This is a genomic window from Acanthopleuribacter pedis, assembly GCF_017377855.1.
Classification (GTDB): Bacteria; Acidobacteriota; Holophagae; order Acanthopleuribacterales; family Acanthopleuribacteraceae; genus Acanthopleuribacter; species Acanthopleuribacter pedis.
Window position 1 is genome coordinate 83,342 of record NZ_JAFREP010000016.1, and the last position, 15,134, is coordinate 98,475.

At 57.1% G+C, this 15,134-nt stretch carries 10 protein-coding genes; 4 read left to right on the plus strand and 6 right to left on the minus strand.

Annotated features, from left to right (window positions below; all coding sequences use genetic code 11):
* Positions 1–129 precede the first annotated feature (129 nt).
* The 3 genes from J3U88_RS17210 to ribD all read left to right on the plus strand — a co-directional run bounded on the left by J3U88_RS17210 (position 130) and on the right by ribD (position 3,521).
* Entirely contained in the window at positions 130–1,329 is a 1,200-nt protein-coding gene (locus tag J3U88_RS17210; RefSeq protein WP_207860168.1) for a BtaA family protein, read from the plus strand.
* A 113-nt stretch (positions 1,330–1,442) separates the two neighbouring features.
* Positions 1,443–2,216 (plus strand): methyltransferase domain-containing protein, encoded by a 774-nt coding sequence (locus tag J3U88_RS17215; RefSeq protein WP_207860169.1) that lies wholly within the window; start codon positions 1,443–1,445, stop codon positions 2,214–2,216.
* A gap of 168 nt (positions 2,217–2,384) precedes the next feature.
* Positions 2,385–3,521: a bifunctional diaminohydroxyphosphoribosylaminopyrimidine deaminase/5-amino-6-(5-phosphoribosylamino)uracil reductase RibD gene (gene ribD / locus J3U88_RS17220; RefSeq protein WP_207860170.1), complete on the plus strand. Its 1,137-nt coding sequence runs from the start codon at positions 2,385–2,387 to the stop codon at positions 3,519–3,521.
* Between the two features lie 66 nt (positions 3,522–3,587).
* On the opposite strand, the gene J3U88_RS17225 is transcribed toward ribD, so the two are convergent.
* Both J3U88_RS17225 and J3U88_RS17230 read right to left on the minus strand, forming a co-directional pair.
* Positions 3,588–5,543 carry a TRAP transporter permease gene (locus J3U88_RS17225; RefSeq protein WP_207860171.1) on the minus strand — a complete coding sequence of 652 codons (1,956 nt, stop codon included), beginning with the start codon at positions 5,541–5,543 and terminating at the stop codon, positions 3,588–3,590.
* Positions 5,544–5,547: 4 nt separating this feature from the next.
* Positions 5,548–6,594 (minus strand): TAXI family TRAP transporter solute-binding subunit, encoded by a 1,047-nt coding sequence (locus J3U88_RS17230; RefSeq protein ID WP_207860172.1) that lies wholly within the window; start codon positions 6,592–6,594, stop codon positions 5,548–5,550.
* 280 nt (positions 6,595–6,874) lie between these two features.
* Between J3U88_RS17230 and J3U88_RS17235 the strand changes: the two genes are divergently transcribed.
* Positions 6,875–11,104: a DEAD/DEAH box helicase gene (locus J3U88_RS17235; protein ID WP_207860173.1), complete on the plus strand. Its 4,230-nt coding sequence runs from the start codon at positions 6,875–6,877 to the stop codon at positions 11,102–11,104.
* A gap of 24 nt (positions 11,105–11,128) precedes the next feature.
* On the opposite strand, the gene J3U88_RS17240 is transcribed toward J3U88_RS17235, so the two are convergent.
* The 4 genes from J3U88_RS17240 to thiL form a co-directional block, all read right to left on the minus strand.
* Complete coding sequence (locus tag J3U88_RS17240; protein ID WP_207860174.1) at positions 11,129–11,542, minus strand: hypothetical protein; 414 nt, start codon at positions 11,540–11,542, stop codon at positions 11,129–11,131.
* Positions 11,543–11,570: 28 nt separating this feature from the next.
* The gene (locus tag J3U88_RS17245; RefSeq protein WP_207860175.1) at positions 11,571–12,566 is read right to left on the minus strand and encodes an RpnC/YadD family protein; all 996 of its coding nucleotides are present in this window, start codon (positions 12,564–12,566) and stop codon (positions 11,571–11,573) included.
* A 231-nt stretch (positions 12,567–12,797) separates the two neighbouring features.
* On the minus strand, positions 12,798–13,721 hold the full coding sequence (locus J3U88_RS17250; protein WP_207860176.1) for a DUF1338 domain-containing protein: 924 nt from the start codon (positions 13,719–13,721) through the stop codon (positions 12,798–12,800).
* Positions 13,722–13,845: 124 nt separating this feature from the next.
* A complete protein-coding gene (gene thiL / locus J3U88_RS17255; RefSeq protein WP_207860177.1) occupies positions 13,846–14,835 on the minus strand; it encodes a thiamine-phosphate kinase in 990 nt (329 codons plus the stop codon).
* Positions 14,836–15,134 lie beyond the last annotated feature (299 nt).

Genomic DNA, 15,134 nt, shown 5'->3' on the forward strand with positions numbered 1-15,134 from the left:
TTTCCAGTCGGATGCGCGAAGGGCTTGCAAAAAGGCCGCAAACGGGTCAGGATGGCGCGGTGGAGCCTTTGTCCTTCTCAAAGAGTTCTCACAGACGAGCGAAAAAAAACGTGGAATACTACGCAAGCTATGAAAAAACTAGGCGACTGGACGAGTCATAAGATCTTTAACTTCGTCCATAAAAACAATTTGGTTTACAACACATGTTGGGAAGATCCGCGCTTGGATCGGGTAGCTCTGGAACTCACTGAAAACGACACGATCTTGATGATCACATCTGCCGGGTGCAACGCGCTCGATTACGTTCTCGACCAGCCCAAACACATTCACGCCGTGGACATGAATCCCCGACAAAACGCGCTGCTGGAATTGAAATTGGCCGCTATTCGCGCGCTTGACTACGAGACCTTCTTTCAGGTCTTCGGCCGGGGTTCCCACCCCGATTTCCAGCAGCTTTATCAGGATAAAATTCGGCCCGAGTTACAGTCGGAACATCGCCCTTATTGGGACAAAAAGACAAGCTATTTTGTCAGAGGGAAGTTGCGGCCCAGCTTCTACTTCCACGGTTCTTCCGGTGCCTTCGCTCGCATGCTGTACTTCTACATCAACCAACGTAAGTTGCGTGATGTGCTGGTCACCCTCTTTGAAGCAGACTCCTTGGAAGCGCAGCATGCCCTATATCACAACCACATCCGCGAGGCGTTCTGGACGCGCCCGTTGCGACGCATGATGCGTTTGGACAGCACCTTGTCGATGTTGGGCGTGCCGCGACCGCAGCGTCAGCAGATCGAACGAACCTATGAAGGCGGGATCGCCAAGTTCGTTGAGGACTGTGTCGAAACCGTGTTTACCCTGGTGCCCACCATCGACAACTACTTCTGGTGGTTGTACGTCACGGGTGAATACCATCCCCAACGCTGTCCGGAATACCTGCGTGAGGAAAATTTCAAGCGGCTGAAGGGTGGCTTAATTGACCGGATAACCACGCATACCAGCACCATTCACGACTTTCTCGAGGGTCATGACGGCGAGGTCACCCGCTATGTTTTGCTGGACCACATGGATTGGTTGAGTGCCGCCGCCCGCGATATTTTGGCGCGCGAATGGCAAGCCATTGTCGACCGAGCCGCGCAGAAAGCGCGTTTGCTGTGGCGCAGTGGTGGCTTGGAAGTGGATTTTATCGATCCCATTACGGTCCAACATGCCGGTCAAAAGGTTCAGGTTGGCGAGATGCTGACCTACCAAACCCAAATGGCCGCGGACCTTCATGGTCGCGACCGGGTTGGGACCTACGGCAGCTTTTACATTGCCGACCTGGTAACGGGCTAACCTGAGGCGCTGTCGCGGGAAGACCGGGACAGCGCGGTATCTCGACTGCTTCGGTTGGACGAAGGACGGCGTGTCCTACTTCTACCGAGGCGATTTGGCTGGGAGGCCCGCGCGTGTCATTGTTGCGTGATTTAAAAGTTCTTTATTCGTTGGCCCTCGCGCCCGTGAAGGGCAAAACCCATGCCGAGCGCATGGAAGGCTTCTACGGCCGCCAGGCCGACCAGTACGACGATTTTCGCAAGCGTTTGCTCAAAGGTCGCGCCGAGCTGTATCAGGCGATTGAGGCTCCCGAGCAAGGGATCTGGATTGACTTTGGCGGCGGTACCGGCTCCAACCTCGAATTCCTCGGGGACCGTATTCACCGCCTCAAGCATGTGTATTTGGTGGACTTGGCGGAATCACTGCTGAAAGTGGCCGAACGTCGGGCAGAGGACCGTGGTTGGCACAATTTCGAGGCGGTTTATGCCGACGCCACGACTTATCGACCCGAGGCTTCGCCGTTGGTAGACGTGGTTACGTTTTCTTATTCTTTGACGATGATCCCCAATTGGTTTGCCGCGATTGATCACGCGTACCGAATTTTGAAGCCGGGCGGTGTGATTGGTGTGGTGGATTTTTATGTGTCGCGGAAGTCTCCTGACGAAGGCCTTCGCCGCCATCCCTGGTCAACCCGTTCGTTCTGGCGCAGTTGGTTCGATTTTGACCACGTCTTTCCCAATCCCGACCATTTACCCTATTTGCATCATCGTTTCGAAGCGCAAAACCTAGATGAATGCCGTGCCAAGGTGCCCTATCTACCTTTGGTTCGCGCGCCCTACTACGTGTTTGTTGGTCGCAAGCCGCTCGATAACCAAGCGAATCAGGCGCCGCCGCCGGTGCAGGTTTAACCCGCGCGCCGCGTAAGGGGTAACAGACGACTGCCAACGCGGTTTGGCCTAGATTGATGTTATGCTTTGTGGTGCATCGTGGCCCCAGCACGGTGCCTCCGTGCACGCTGCGCGGTGCCTCCGCTTCGGCGCGGTGCCTCAGCGGCAACCTCGTGATGAAGGTGGTGCATGACCCTACCTAAAACTCCGGCACCGAAAAACGAACCCCATTTAGGATTTATGGCCCGTGCGTTGGAACTTGCCCGCCGCGCCGACGGTTTTACCGCGCCCAATCCCATGGTCGGCGCCGTCATCGTGCGGGACGGTCGCATCATTGGCGAGGGATACCACCACCGCGCCGGTTTGCCCCACGCCGAGATTGAGGCCTTGCGGTCGGCTAGCGAGGATGTACGCGGTGCAACCATGTACGTGACTTTGGAACCCTGCTGCCATCACGGCCGCACACCGCCCTGCAGTCAGGCGTTAGTTGATGCCGGGATCGGCACGGTTTTTTACGCGGTCGGTGACGATAACCCCAAGGTTGAAGGTGGCGGACACCGGCAGTTGGTTGAGGCGGGGGTGACCGTATTTTGCGGCCCTTTCGAGGACGAGGCGCGTTATTTGAACCGCGCATTTTTTCACATGATCACCCAGAAGCAGCCGTATGTTTTTGCCAAATACGCGATGAGTCTGGACGGGCGCATCGCCACCCGAACCGGCTCCAGTCAATGGATTACCGGACCGGCTGCACGTGCCGAGGCCCATCGTTTACGGCAAAGCTGCGACGGTATTTTGGTTGGCGCGGGTACCGTCATTGCCGACAACCCGTCGTTAACCACGCGTTTGAACGACCGTGAAACCTGCGCCCATCCCGTTCGCATTATTCTCGACAGTCGCGGACGTTGCCCGTTGGAAGCCCGTGTTTTTGATCCCCAGCTTGAAGGGAACACCTTGGTCGTGGCTGCGCCGGATTTTCCCTCCGAACGGCGACGAATTTTGGCCGACCGTGGTGTGGATGTCCTCACCGTGCCGTTGCACGAGCAAAGGCTTGATGTTCGCGCGCTCCTGCCGATGTTGGCGGAACGCGGCATGTTGGCGGTGATGGTTGAAGGCGGCGCGGAGGTGTTGGGCTCTTTCGCCGAACACGGCCTCATCAACGAAATTTGGGCTTTTATCGGGGGCAAAGTTATCGGCGGTGTTTCAGCGCCGGGGCCCATTGGGGGACTGGGGCTTGCCGAGATCGGTGATGCCCACGCTTGGTATATGGATGAGGTGGCGCGGGTTGGCGAGGACGTCGTGCTCAAGGCGCGACGTCGCCTGGGTTAACCCGTTTTCTCACAAGGATTCGTCGCGAGAAGCAGAAAGCCTTGTGAGAAATGCGGGTTAAACCCGTTACTTTTTGGTTCCGAATTTCAGATAGCCGGCGATGCCCAGGAAGGCGGGCAGGCTGATCCAGACCAATCCGCCGAACGACCCATCTTGCGGGGCCAGCATAAGCAGGGCCAAAGCCATGAGCACCAAGCGTAGCGGGAAGTTGAGTGGTCGGAACCAGAAACCGGCTAAGCTCGCGGCCAGTGCCACGATGGCCGGCACGCAAAACACCAGCGCAAGTGCGACGTCGCCGACGGCCGCCACCTGGTGATCGATACCAGGGGCAAGCAGGAGCAGTTCCGGCCGAAAGATAAACGCGAAGGGCAGGGTGAATCCGGCGAAGGCGAAGCGGAACGCCGCCCAACCCGTCGACATCACGTGGGTATCGGCAATGGAGGCGGCGGTATAGGCCGCCAGTGCCACCGGCGGGGTGACCATAGACATTAAACCGAAATAGAAGATGAAGAAGTGCGCGGCCAGGGGGACAACGCCCAGATCGGTGAGAACCGGACTCATTAGGGTGGCCAGCAAGAGGTAACACACCGCGGAAGGCAGGCCCATGCCCAGCACGAGGGAGGCCGCCATCATGAGCAGCAGCGCAAGGACCAGGTTGCTTTCGGCCATGGGGATGAGGAGGGCCGGAAACTTGATACCCAACCCCGTGAGGGTGACCACGCCGATGATGACGCCGACACAGGCCGCCGCCACAATGAGGGGAATGCCTTGCACCGCGGTGGCGCGCATGACGCCGATCAAATCCTTAAAACCAAGGCGGGTGTCCGGGCGAAACATCGCCAGGCCGATGACAAACGGGACCGCCAAGGTGACGGATCGAAAGGGCGTCCAGCCCGCGACCAACATGCCGATTAGCAGGACAAAAGCAGCCAGGAACAGCGACACCTTAAAGGTGCTGATGGGACCTTCCGCCATTTTGGTTGCCGCGGCCACCGCGTCGTCCGCCTCAACCGTTTTCGCGGTGGCTTCCGCTTCAAAGCGGCCCGCGAGAAAGTGGACCAGCAGGAAGAGGGCCAGGTAATAAAGGATTGCCGGAATCAGGGCCGCCTGGATGATTTGCAGGAAGGTGACTTGGGGGGTGACCAATTCGAGCATCATGTAGGCGCCCGCACCCATGACCGGGGGCACCAGGGCGCCGCCCGAGCTGGATGCTGCTTCAATGGCCGCGGCGAAGGTTTTGGGGAAACCGGCGCTGCGCATCAAGGGAATGGTAAAGGTGCCGGTGGTGGCGGTGTTGGCCACCGCGCTGCCGGAAAGGGAGCCCATCAAGCCGCTGGCCGCGACGGCTACCTTGGCGGGCCCGCCGCGACTGTTTCCGAAAATGCGTTGGGCTAGGCGGATCAGATCTTTGGTAGCCCCGGTTTTTTCAAGGACCGCGCCGAACAGTACAAACAAAAACACAAAGGTGAACATCACCTTTAAGGCCGGTCCGAAGACCCCTTGGCTGTGTAAAAAGGTTTGGCTGACAATACGGCCCGCGCTGTAACCACGGTGAGGAAACAGGAAATCGGGAAGGGCAGGACCCCAGAACGCGTAGGCCAGAAAGGTGCCCGAAAGAATCGGGAGCGTCCAGCCGATGGCGCGGCGGGTGCCCTCGAAAAGCAGGGCCAGACCGAGGTAACCCATCCAAAAGTCCATGGTGACCTCGCTGCCGGCCCGTTCGCCGAGCGGCCGCCCGTCGAACCACCACGCTTTAAACAGGGGTTCTGTTTGTACGACCAAGTAGCCCATGGCCGTGACCGAGGCGACGACCAGGACGAGGTCGAGAACCTGAGACCAGGTTGCCTTTGCGAAACGGGGGTGCAGCGGTTTTTGCAAAAACACCATTGCCAGCCCGAACAGGGCGAACAGGGCCAGTGCCGCGTGAGGTTGCATGCGCGGGTAGTTTACCTCGGCGAGGACGAACAGGCAGAGGGCGACTCCGAAACCCGTTTGCAGTTTGCCAAAAAGGGGTTTGAGCATAGAGTTACGGGGTTCCCGCCGGTTCCGGCCAAATACCCGCTTCCTTGTAAAACTTCACCGCGCCGGGGTGAAAGGAGAGACCGGTGCTGCGCGGCGCGTTTTTGGGATTAATCGCTTTGCCGGCGGGGTGGCGTTTCACGATTTCCGCGCGATTCTCATACGCGCTTTTGGTGAATTGGTAAATCAGGTCGGTGTCGGCTTTTGCGGAAGCGATCAGGATCATGGAGCCGACGTTCAATCCCTCATAAGCGGTGTCTAGGCCCTTGTAGGTGCCTGGCGGAATGGTGGCGGCGCTGAAAAAGGGATAGTCGTTGATCAGCTTTTCGCGAGCGGCGTCGGCGAACGGAATGAAGTGGATATCCTGGGATGTGGCCGCCTGGGTAATGGAGGCGGTGGGGACCGCGCCACCGAGAAAGGCTGCATCGGCCGAGCCGTCGCTAAGCATGTCGACCGCGGCGGTTTGGGTGGCGTTAAGCGGGGTGAAGTCTTCGTAGCTCACCCCATGCGCGGCCAAGATCGGGCGAATGAAGTATTCGAAACCGGCGCCCGCGGGACCGACGACCACGCGTTTGCCTTTGAGATCGGCGATGTTTTTGACGCCGGAGGATTTGGCGGTGATGAACAAGGCAATGTTGGGGGCGAGGGTGATGACCGACTGCATGTCGTAGGCTTTGTCCCAGCCCTCCTCACCGCGAACGGCGAAGTAGGTAATGGCCGCGTTGGCCAGGGCCAGGTCCAGCTCGCCTTTTTCGAGGCGGCGGATGTTCTCCATCGTACCTTTGGTGGCTTCCGCGCTGACATCCCAGTTTTTGTTCCCTTCAGCGTCGCCGACTGTTTGGGCGATAGCCCCGCCGACCACGAAAAACGCGCCGCCCGGCGGCGCGGTACCGATGCTCAAAAAGCGGCGTTTTTCGGTTTCTTTTGCGCCGCCTTCGCCTTGCGGTGTGTCGGCCTGTTGGCTACAGGCGACGAGCAGGAACAAACTAAGGAGGGTGAGGATCAGGGTTGAGAAACGGAACGGATGGGAAAGGGACGGCGTAAATGATGTCAATGCATATCCTCGCGTATAAAAATCGGGACCCACGGGGGTGTCCCTTGGGACACCGGCCCACACAAACTTGCTACAATGGCACGCGTTCTTGGCGCGACGAAAAGGCCTTACATGGAAAGATTTCAGTGTAATGGCAATTGCTACTTACGTCAACGAAGCCAAGGTGTTTCCACCATGGTGCGCGAAGGCGCGATTCAAGTGGGCTGTCACCCGTTTTCTTCCGGTGCGGCTTGGTTGTTTGGGTGGTTTCGGTCGGCGGGGAACAGGAGAGGATGGTGCCATGAGTCAGGCAAAGGATGCCGACGTTTTTGTGCCCGCGGCGGTGTGTCAACAGTTTTACGACGAACTTCCCGAGGCACAGCGGGTTCATTTTGTGATGATGACCCTCGCGGGTTCCCTGTTTGATCGCGAGCTGATTGCGGTATTGAGCTGTGAGTTGACCGGACGTCGAAAGGTTGCGCCTGACAAGGTTGATGCGGTGGTGACGGCTTTGCGGGAAAAATCGCGGGGTTCCGCGCCCATGGAACGCCCGAAAGGTGGCTATTTTACGTTTCGTCCCCACCCCGCTTGGTTTTGTTTGATCGCGTCGCAGTTAGCCCAGCACGCGGCCTACGATTATTTGGTCCAAACGGTGTTGTCCCACCAAAATGAGGGCTTCCGCGAGGTTGGCCGGGAGCAGGAGCGCCGACGCGACTTGGCCTCGGCACCCTACAGCGTGGTTGCGCTGATGTTTGTGGCGCCGGTGTTTCGAATGCGCCAGGTGTTGTTCCATGGCGAAGTTCTCCTGCCATGGTTTGGTGCTGATACCGCACACCTGACCGTCCGGGCCTTGCAGCGGTGGCGAACGCTTGGCCCACCTCGCTGGAGTGACGAGGCCGAGAATGCCCTGTTGGATTATGCGTTCGACCGTGTTCCCCCAAACCCCGCGTTAAACCAAGCCTTGTTCTCGTTCCACGATGCTTTTTGGTCTGTGATCGAGAAGGAAAACGTGGATCTCAAACAGGTTCAGCGGCGTTTCCTCCTGACGCTGGAGCGCCGTTTGCTGTGTGGCGCCGAGGTCGCTTGGCCTTCTCCTGAAGAGACGCTTCGTCTGAAATGTGCACCCGGCCTTTCCGCGATTCGCGAGACCTTGGCGGGAGGGTCCGACAAAGGGATTGAGGCCGCGGTGTCTTTAGACAAGCCGGCCAACGGGATCGATAGCCTGCTGACCGTCAAGGATTCGACCCTTCCGTTTTTGTTTTTGCTGCGTGTTGCTGTCGGCGATGACGCTCCAGCTCGAGAATTTTTGCCCAAATTGGGGCAGCATCTCCGTTCGCGGGGTGGGGTTTGTGGGGGGATTGCCTTCCAAATGGCGCTGGGTTTTGAAGCGCCCCGCAAGGTGGTCGGCAAGCCTTGGTACGAGTTTCGGCAATATTTTGGCGGTGATCCCAAACCTATTCCTGTTTGGCTTTATACGCTGGTTGCGACTTGGCTGGAAACGCCCAATTTTGCCGTGGATCATGCACGACTTGCGTCCGCGGTGGTTGAACTGGAACGGGCCGGTTTTCTTTGGCCGATGTGGGACCTATCTTACCTAATTGCCATTCGAGCCGGTGATGAGGCGCGCCAAAACGCGTGTCGGGACGCCCTGGCCGCCATGGGTTATGTGCCGCTCTTAACGCGCTTGCCGCGGCAAGAACCCTGGGAGATGGTTCTTAAGGAACTGGATGCATGGCGCCGTCGGGTTGCGCCCGCCGAGGAAGAAACTGTCGAAACGACGACCCGGTTGGTCTGGGTTTTTGATTTCTCCGATACCGACAACTACCACGAACGCCTTTACGCGCGGTTCCAGAAATACAACGCCAAGCGGAAGAATTGGAGCAAGGGACGCCGGGTGTCCTGCGTTCAATTTGCCGAACGATCGCGGCAGTTCGAGCCGCTTAGCGAGGCGGATCGCCGCTTTCAAGCACAGTTACTGAAGCTGTTTCACGAGGGCGTTTATTCACCGGGCCACAAACTGCCGGCTTCCTTGTTCGAGGCCTTGGCGGATCATCCCCGTGTATTTGAAGAACTTGCGGGCGAGCAGCTGGTGCCCGCGACCTTGACGAAGGGCGACGTGCAAATCCAAGTGATCGAAGATGGTGACAGGGTTCGCTTGCGCCTTTCGCCGAACGAATCCTTGGTCCCTGATGAGGATGTATTGGTCGCAAGAGCGGGTGCCAACCGGCTCGTGTTTTATCCGCTTGACGACCACCTGCGCGGGATTCGCCACATTCTGCAACGGGGGGTGGCGATTCCCAACCGCGGTCGCGACCAATTGCGCCGGACCTTAAATGATTTGGCCCCGCTGATCGCCATTCAATCCGATGTGGAACTGGACAGCTCGGCACGCGAAGTAGCGCCCGACCAACAACTGTACCTGCTGCTAACGCCGATGAGCGATGTGCTGTCGGTCCAGCCCGCGGTGATGCCTTTTGGGGATCAAGGACCCTGGTTTCAGCCGGGGTCGCCGGGACGTTCCGTTACCGCGGATGTGAACGGCGAGAAGTTGCGTACGCGTCGTGATGCCGAGGCTGAAAAAAACGCCCTCAACAACTTGTTCCGTATTTGCCCTGCTTTGTTTCCTTTTCAACAGGTGGAAATGCCCTGGGTGCTTGATAGCGTTGAGGATTGTTTGGAACTGCTGGACGACTTAGAACGGATCCGCGAACAAGTGACGGTCGCTTGGCCGGAAGGCCAATCCATGCGGTTGGCGGGTATCGCGCACTTGGGTAATGCTTCGATGCGCATCAAACATTCCCGCGATTGGTTCGCGGTAGAGGGGCAGGTTCAGGTTAATGAAGAAATGGTGGTTGGTCTTCAAGAGTTGTTGACCCTGATTGGGGAAGGTCGCCACGGTCGTTTTGTTGCCTTGGCGGATGGTCGTTTCCTTTCCTTGAGCCACGAATTTCTACGGCGCCTGCAAAGCTTGCAAAACCTCAATCAGGCCCGTGACCAGAAGCGGCTGCGTTACAGTTTGTCGGCCGCCTTAAGTATGGCGCCGGTTTTTGAGGGGATCGCTGATTTCAAAGGTGACCGCAAGTGGCACCGGCTGCAAGAACAATTTGCAGCGATTGAGCATCAGGACATCCCGATCCCGACCACCCTCGATGGTGATCTTCGCGATTACCAAGTTGCGGGTTTTCGCTGGATGGCGCGGCTGGCCCATTGCGGGCTCGGCGCCTGTTTGGCCGACGACATGGGTTTGGGGAAAACCATTCAGGCGATTACGCTCCTGTTACGGCGTGCCGCCGACGGTCCCGCCTTGGTTTTGGCGCCGACCTCGGTATGTTACAACTGGGAGGCGGAACTGCGTCGGTTTGCGCCTAGCCTGCGGCCGTGTTACCTCGGTGATGAGGATCGCGGCAAGGTGGTGACGGAAGCCGGTCCCTTTGATGTGCTCATCGTCAGCCACGGCCTTTTGTCCTTTGTCGGTGAACTTCTTCAAACCCGATCCTGGCATAGTCTGGTGTTTGATGAGGCCCAGGCCATCAAAAATCCGGTGACCCAGCGAGCCAAAACGGCGCGGGCCCTCCAGGCTGAATTTCGATTGATTATGACCGGGACGCCGATTGAAAATCACCTGGGCGAACTGTGGAGCCTGTTCCAATTTATCAATCCCGGTTTATTGGGACCCCGCGAGACCTTTAACAAACGTTTTGCCGGTCCGATAGAGCGGCAATCGAACCGTGAGGTACAGCGCGATTTGCAGCTTTTGGTGCGCCCGTTTATATTGCGGCGCCTCAAGCGGGATGTGTTGTCCGCGTTACCGCCACGCACCGAAATAGAATTGCAAGTGGCGCTTAGTGAGGAAGAACGCACGGTTTACGAGGCCTTGAGACGGGACGCCTTGGATCGCATAAGTCGCATGTCGCCGGGTAAGGGAAATCAGTACCTTGAGGTGTTGGCCAACCTGATGCGGTTGCGGCGTGGGGTGTGCCATCCCAAAATGGTTTTGCCGGAGTGGGACAAGGGCAGCGCGAAGTTGCGCATGTTGGCCTCGGTGCTGGATGAGCTCCAGGCCAACGGGCATCGGGCGCTCATTTTCAGCCAGTTTGTTGACCATCTTCAACTGATTCGTGACTTTGTGAAGGCGCGGGGGATGCCGTTTCAGTATTTGGATGGGGCAACTCCCGCGCGCACCCGAGCGGCGCGGGTTCGGGCATTTCAAGGTGGCGAGGGTGATGTCTTTTTAATTAGCTTAAAAGCCGGTGGGACGGGTCTGAACTTGACCGCGGCGGATTATGTGATTTTGATGGACCCGTGGTGGAATCCGGCGGTAGAAGATCAGGCCGGTGATCGGGCCCACCGATTGGGACAAACACGCCCCGTGACCATTTACCGTTTGGTGGCGCGGCATACCGTTGAAGAAAAAATAATGGCGCTGCATCGCCACAAGCGCGAGTTGGCGGAAAGCCTGCTGGCGGGTACGGAAAGCGGTGCCCCGATTGATAAAGAGGTGCTGCTGCGTTTGTTGGCTGAGCCGAGTTAAGGGTTGTGTTCGTGGGACGTGGATTTACCATGTGTCTTCGGGGAAAACGGTGCCGGGGTGTTCGGCGGTAAGGGCCGCTTCGAACCACGCGTTAAGCTGGGGTAGTGTAGCCGCTTCAATTTTTTGGAGGACGGCGGGGGGAATGGTGCCAAAACGTTGGTTTAAGGTGATGCGGAGCAATTCTGCGAAGGTCTCGGCACGACCTTCTTCGCGGCCTTCGGCACGACCTTCTTCGCGGCCTTCGGCACGACCTTCTTCGCGGCCTTCGGCACGACCTTCTTCGCGGCCTTCGGCACGACCTTCTTCGCGGCCTTCGGCACGACCTTCTTCGCGGCCCTTTTTCATGGCGAAGCGTTCGATGCTGCTGACATAACGCATGCTGGTTTCTCCTTCAAGAACGGATAAATCCTGATGGAAGCCTTGCTCCAAAGCGGCCATGAGTTTCACGTGTCGTAAACTTGTGGCTTTACCAAGTGTCGTTGGGGAAAACGATGCCGGGGTGTTCGGCGGTAAGGGCCAACTCGAACCATGCGTTAAGCTGGGGTAGTGTAGCCGCTTCAATTTTTTGGAGGACGGCGGGGGGAATGGTGCCAAAACGTTGATTTAATGCAACGCGCAGCAATTCCGCAAAAGTCTCGGCACGACCCGCTTCACGGCCTTCTTCGCGACCTTCTTCACGGCCTTCTTCACGGCCTTCTTCACGGCCTTCTTCACGGCCTTTTTTCATGGCGAAGCGTTCGATACTGCTGACATAGCGCATGTTGGTTTCTCCTTCGAGAGCTGATAAATCCTGGTGGAAGCGTTGTTCCAAGGCGTCGGGCAGGGTCATCACCCAATCAAAAAAGAGGTAAAGCTGGACGATTTTTTTCTTTGAAAAACCACTTCGGTATAGGTGCCTGGTGAGTTGCCATTTGTCCAAGTAGCGTTGCTTGGGTTGTTTTTGGTTGGCGAGTGCCATGAGGTAGGCGGCGGTGGCGAGTTCGAAGGGGTTGCTGGAGACGGCCAATTCTTCGATTCGATGCCACTCATTTTGTAACTTAATGATTTTAAATTCAAACGACAAGGATGTTTCGTAATCCGAGTAGCCGAAACTATTGGACGGCGTGTATCTGGAGGGATCGCCGTAAATCACCAAGTTCACCACGGGTTGCTGGTAGGTGTCGCGAATGCGGTAATGGTAGGTGTAAATGCGCTCTGCCAAATTGGCGGATCGTTGGTTTTGAAATTCGATGTGGACGAACATCGATTGCGCCTTACCATTCTTCTTGACCACCGAAACCAGCTTGTCGGCAATTCGCGGCCCGGTCATCGAAGCCGGGGTCAGCTTGAGCAACTCTTTGTCCCGCGTGATAAAACCCTGTGACCAATCAATCGCCGCATGGGCATCGGGTAAAAAACATTCGATGAGCTCTTTAAAAAACGAATCGCATAGCGCTTTCCAAGGACTGTCGTAATCCGTCATGGTTCCTCCATAACCTCAAGGGCGTCAGCCGATTTACCCTGCTGCCCTGTGGTTTGGGGACCAACCTAACCTGGCTTCAAAGAATCGAAACATCAAAAATGAAGATACTTTCGGTCGTTAATTTTTTTTGGTGCGCTAATTTGCGCGATACGCACTTGTTTTAATTGGCCAACGAAAAACGCCCGCACCGGGTAGCTACCGATGCGGGCGTGTGCATGTTCTAAAAAACCATTAATCTTCTTTGCGGTGAACCTGATCGTCGTAGGTGGACTCGAAGATTTTGTCCGCGCTCAGTTCTTCAAAGCCGTGGTACAGATCTTCGTGTTTCCAGGGTTTCGGCAGGTTTGGATCAATGGGGAAGCGACGCGCAAACTCAATGTAGGCGTAGGGAATCACTTCCAGACGTTCGTCTGCAAAGTGCCAGTAAATTCGGTCGGCAACCGTGGAACTTTGTTCCAAGGCCACCTCGCGGTTGCCTTTGATCAAACCACCGGAATCATTTAACTTGATGCCGACATTTTGCACCGCCTCATTGATCTGGCGGATGTCGTCGAACACTGCCGATTGATGTACGGATAGCGTGAAATGGTTGACCCGGTTCCCGAAGGCGGCTACCCAGGATGCGTACTCGCTTTCTTCTTTCAGCTGGTTGTATTCCTCAAAGGTAACCCAAGGCCAAGGCGTGGTGTCCAGGTGGAGGAAGGTCGCGTCAATAGCGTGGCGGATGGAATCGAAGTGGCCCAAGTTGACCTTGTCGATACCGATAACGCCGCGGCCGTAGCTGCTGTCGACTTTACGGGTATGGGAACGAATAAAACCTTGGTTCTCAGGGGATAAGCGCTCAACCATCAATTCAGAAATGAAAATTTTGGGAAGGAGCTTGTCCTCCGGGTATTCGAGGTGGATTGCTTTGAGTTTTTTCTTTTCGAAGTAGTAATCGCCACCTTTTTGGTAACCCAAGGCTTTGAACGGGGCGGCAATTGAATCGATGCCGAATCCTGGCAAACCAAAGGTACGGAATGCAATGTGGTCATTGATATAGTGACCGCCCATACTTTCGATGGTCTGTTTAACTTTAAGGGCCACCAACGCTTTTCCTGCGTAACTTTGGTGGATTTTGTCTAAGAGTTGGAGGAGTATTTCCTTCTGCCGCATGGGGCCTCCCAGCCGAAAAAAGAATTGGCGTGGCGTCTCTTCCAAAGACGGGTACGCGCCGGCGCTCCACTCTCTCACAACCGCTTCCTTTGTCCAAGCGACCCCGACCATGTTTTACAAGGTTTTACCTGTCGGTGTTGGTTTTTGGCGAGGATTTTGAGAAGTGGTGCCAGCCGACGGCCGGGGTCACCGTCCGGCCTTGGAGACGCCAGGCGACGCCTGGCTCTTGGGTGCAGCGGCCGATGAAATGGAGCGGTGTATGCTTTTCGGTTGCCAGCGCGACCAAGGCTTCGCGGTGCACCGGGGGACAGGTTAACAACAATTCGAAATCCTCGCCACAACCCGGTAACATGAGAGGATCTAAGTATTTGATGCCGTCGTTGGAGCGAGGGAGATGTTCGAGATCAATGCGCGCGCCGACGCCGGATGCGCGACATAAGCGAGGCAGGTCGGTGGCGGGGCCGTCCGAGAGATCCATCATGGCGCTAACCAGCCGCTTCACCGCCGCCGCGCGTGCGAAGGGGCCCCGGTCCGGCGGCATGAAATGGCGCTGCAACAACCGTTTGTGTGTGTCGGCTGGTGTTTCGGTTTGCTGTAACATCACGCCAAGGCCCAAAAAGCTGTCGCCCAGAGGTCCCGTTACCGCGATCAGATGGCCGGGCTCGGCGCCCGAACGTGTGATTGCGGTGCCATGAGGAATATCGCCTAACACGGTGATGCTAATGGCGATATGTTGGGGGGCACGGGTCGTATCACCGCCGACTAAGGTGATGCCCAATTCGCTGCACGCCGCGGCGACGCCGGTCATGAATTCGCGAACCCACCGGACAGGTAGGTCCGGTGGCAACGAGAGACTGAGGGTGATCCAGCGCGGCGAACCCCCGTCGGCCGCAATATCCGAGGCATTCACGCGCACCGCCTTTTGACCGACCCAGGCGGCCGGGGCGCGGCGCAAAAAGTGAACATCTTCGACCAATGCATCGCTGCTGATCAGCAGGTCATGACCGGCTTGCGGGTGGAGCACCGCCGTGTCGTTGCTCAGGTCGGCGGCAACGGGTGCGATGACCTGTCGGATGAGCTGGTCCTCTTCCCAATCTTTAACGAATTCGCTCAAGGTACGGTCTCCCGGCGGTTTTTTGGACCGTGCCGCATACAAGTCGGCGACCCATCGGACGATGGAATCGATACGAGGTGGTGCGGCACAAACCGGTCCTTCTTAGGTTCTATTCTATGTTCTTAACCGGTGGCTGCAAAGAGGTTGTCTCGGGCTTGTTGTGCCAACGGCTGCCGTTATCGGTCAGATGTGAACGGTTTTTTTGCAGATTCTTTTGGAGAGAGCAGTAAATGTGCTCTGGTTAAAAAAGCGTGGCTCTCAAGGATTTTGTGTGGCGGGCGATAGGGATAGTACCTGAA

Coding starts and splice junctions, on each gene's coding strand:
- J3U88_RS17210 (WP_207860168.1), top strand. CDS start 130: ATGAAAAAACTAGGCGACTGGACGAGTCATAAGATCTTTAACTTCGTC.
- ribD (WP_207860170.1), top strand. CDS start 2,385: ATGACCCTACCTAAAACTCCGGCACCGAAAAACGAACCCCATTTAGGA.
- J3U88_RS17225 (WP_207860171.1), bottom strand. CDS start 5,543: ATGCTCAAACCCCTTTTTGGCAAACTGCAAACGGGTTTCGGAGTCGCC.
- J3U88_RS17235 (WP_207860173.1), top strand. CDS start 6,875: ATGAGTCAGGCAAAGGATGCCGACGTTTTTGTGCCCGCGGCGGTGTGT.
- J3U88_RS17240 (WP_207860174.1), bottom strand. CDS start 11,542: ATGGCCGCTTTGGAGCAAGGCTTCCATCAGGATTTATCCGTTCTTGAA.
- J3U88_RS17245 (WP_207860175.1), bottom strand. CDS start 12,566: ATGACGGATTACGACAGTCCTTGGAAAGCGCTATGCGATTCGTTTTTT.
- J3U88_RS17250 (WP_207860176.1), bottom strand. CDS start 13,721: ATGCGGCAGAAGGAAATACTCCTCCAACTCTTAGACAAAATCCACCAA.